The sequence below is a fragment of the Halomonas sp. 707D4 genome, assembly GCF_024158685.1.
Taxonomy (GTDB): domain Bacteria; phylum Pseudomonadota; class Gammaproteobacteria; order Pseudomonadales; family Halomonadaceae; genus Vreelandella.
Genome location: NZ_JAMZBD010000393.1, coordinates 1 through 2,911, shown reverse-complemented (window position 1 = coordinate 2,911; position 2,911 = coordinate 1). Strand labels below are relative to the sequence as shown.

Genomic DNA, 2,911 nt, shown 5'->3' with positions numbered 1-2,911 from the left:
GTCAGCGACGGCGAGCAGACCCGCCAGCACTTCGTCACCACCTTCATCGAGCACCTGAGCGGCGTGGATTTCGAGAAGCGCCAGACCGTACGCATCCGCAACCGCTATGACGCCAGCGTGCCGACGGTGGTGGGGGCGGTCGAGCGCCACCAGCCGGTGTTCGTCGAGGATGCCAAGTTCCTGAGAAGCCAGACCGACAAGCCGATCAAGTGGGCGCTGCCGGGGCCGATGACCATGATCGACACCCTGTATGACGATCACTACAAGAGCCGCGAGAAGCTCGCCTGGGAATTCGCCAAGGCGCTGAACCAGGAGGCAAGGGAGCTCGAAGCCGCTGGCGTCGATATCATCCAGTTCGACGAGCCCGCCTTCAACGTCTTCTTCGATGAGGTCAACGACTGGGGCATCGCGGCGCTGGAGCGCGCCATCGAAGGCCTCAAGTGCGAGACGGCGGTGCATATCTGCTATGGCTACGGCATCAAGGCCAACACCGACTGGAAGAAGACGCTCGGCAACGAGTGGCGCCAGTACGAGGAGGTCTTCCCGAAACTGCAGCAGTCCAACATCGATATCGTCTCGCTCGAGTGCCAGAACTCCCACGTGCCGATGGAGCTGATCGAGCTGATTCGCGGCAAGAAGGTGATGGTGGGCGCGATCGACGTCGCCAACCACGCCGTCGAGACGCCGGAAGAGGTCGCCGCCACGTTGCGACGAGCACTTCAATTCGTCGATGCCGACAAGCTCTACCCCTGCACCAACTGTGGCATGGCGCCGCTGCCGCGCTCCGTGGCGCGCGGCAAGCTCCAGGCGCTGAGCGCCGGTGCCGAGCTTCTGCGCCGCGAGCTTTGACGCGTTAGCCTTCTCTCACGCCACCCGAGCGCCTTCGCCCGCGCTGTGCTTTACTGATCGAGCTTGATCGATCGCACAGCGCAGATTCAGGGAGGGCGCCGCATGGGGGGCTTGCTGGGATTGCTCGATGATATCGCCGCACTGGCCAAGCTTTCGGCGGCGTCGCTCGACGACGTGAGTGCCGCCGCCGGGCGCGCCACCGCCAAGGCTGCCGGTGTGGTGGTCGACGACACGGCGGTGACACCGCAGTACCTTCAAGGCGTGAGCCCCGAGCGCGAACTGCCGATCGTCAAGCAGATCGCGCTGGGCTCGATTCGCAACAAGCTGATCTTCATCTTGCCGCTGGCACTTCTTCTCAACCACTTCCTGCCGGCGCTTCTGCCGATCATCCTGATGGTGGGCGGCACCTATCTCGCCTTCGAGGGCGCCGAAAAAGTGTGGCACAAGCTCACCGGCCACCACGACGACACCCCGGCGGTGGCCAAGGGGCCGGAAGCGGAAAAGCGCATCGTCAGCGGCGCCATCCGCACCGACCTGATCCTCTCCGCCGAGATCATGGTGATCGCGCTCTCCTCGGTCGCCCATCAGCCGTTCTGGTCGCAGCTCGTCAGCCTGATCGTGGTGGCGCTGTTCATCACCGTGCTGGTCTACGGCGTGGTGGCGCTGTTGATCCGCATGGACGACATCGGCCTGCGCCTGGCCCAGCGTGATAGCTCGGCGATGAAGCGCCTTGGCCGGGGCATGGTGGTGGCCATGCCGAAGGTGCTGGCGCTCATCGGGCTCGTGGGCACCGTCGCCATGCTCTGGGTCGGCGGGCATATCCTGCTGGTCAATCTGGGAGAGGAGGGCGTGGGCTGGCTCAACGCCCCCTACGACTGGGTACACCATGTCGAGCAGCGCATCGCCGCCAGTGCCGGTGCGCTGGGCGGCGCCCTCGGCTGGGGCTTCAATACCCTCTGCTCGGCGGTGGTGGGCCTGGCGGTGGGCTCGCTGGTAGTGGCGGCGGTGACGGCTTTCTCATCCCGCGACCCCAAGGCCGAATAGCGCCTCTGGATTGGCGTTGCCCAGTCCTGCTGCTGATTCTCACCAATTCGACTCACGCCGGGCCTCGTCGGCACCGCGTTGGTGCGGTCATGAGCGCGTGAAAGCGAAGAGGCCCGCCTGACACGCCGTGTCTTATGTTGGCACGTTCCTTGCTTTATCCAGTTCGTTAAGTAAACGGTTACTTAACTCGCTTCCCGAGGCGCTTTCAGAACCGGGTAATGGCAGGGATCACTCCATGAAGATGCAGATCAACAAGTTCAAGCAAACGGCATTGGCGTGTAGCGTGGCGCTGGGTGCCTTGATGTCTTCCGCCGTCAGCGCCGAGACGCTGATCAAGTTCCACCACGACCTGCCGGAAGACAGCGCCCAGCACCTGGCAGCGGAGCGCTTTCGGGACGCCGTGGCCGAGCGCAGCGGCGGCGAACTCAGGGTACAGCTCTTTCCCAACAACACCCTGGGCGACGACGTGGAGGTGACCCAGCAGATGCAGCTGGGCGCGGTCGAGGCGGCGATCATTCCCACCGCCAAGCTCTCGGGCTTCGTGCCGGCCATGCAGATCGTCGATCTGCCGTTCCTGTTTCCCACGCCGGAGGTCGCCCACCGCGTGCTGGATGGCCAGGCCGGCGACGACCTGCTGGCCACCGTCGAGCCGGTGGGCCTGAAAGGCGTGACCTTCTGGGAGAGCGGCTTCAAGCAGTTCACCTGCGACCACCCGATCGAAGGCCCCCAGGATTTCGCGGGCGAGAAGGTCCGGGTGATGCAGAGCCCGATCATCATGGAGCAGTTCAAGGCCATGGGCGCCAACCCGGTGCCGATCGCCTTCGGCGAGACCTACAACGCGCTCCAGCAGCGCATCGTCGACTGCCAGGAGAACCCGCTGGTGTCGATCACCCAGATGAAGTTCTACGAGGTGCAGTCCGACGTGGTGATCAGCAACCACGCTTATCTTGGCTATGCGTTCCTGTTCAGCCAGCGCTGGTTCGACGCCCTGAGCCCCGAGCACCAGGCGCTGCTGACC

At 64.4% G+C, this 2,911-nt stretch carries 3 protein-coding genes; all 3 read left to right on the top strand.

Features of this window, described 5'->3' with window-relative positions:
* Nucleotides 1-849, top strand: an 849-nt coding sequence (locus tag BIS11_RS14160; RefSeq protein WP_253586361.1) for a methionine synthase, incomplete at its 5' end; no start/stop codon positions are given.
* A 102-nt stretch (nucleotides 850-951) separates the two neighbouring features.
* Entirely contained in the window at nucleotides 952-1,893 is a 942-nt protein-coding gene (locus BIS11_RS14155; RefSeq protein ID WP_253425517.1) for a DUF808 domain-containing protein, read from the top strand.
* A gap of 235 nt (nucleotides 1,894-2,128) precedes the next feature.
* Nucleotides 2,129-2,911: TRAP transporter substrate-binding protein (locus BIS11_RS14150; RefSeq protein WP_253586360.1), on the top strand; the 783-nt coding region annotated here is incomplete at its 3' end.

Coding starts and splice junctions, on each gene's coding strand:
- BIS11_RS14155 (WP_253425517.1), top strand. CDS start 952: ATGGGGGGCTTGCTGGGATTGCTCGATGATATCGCCGCACTGGCCAAG.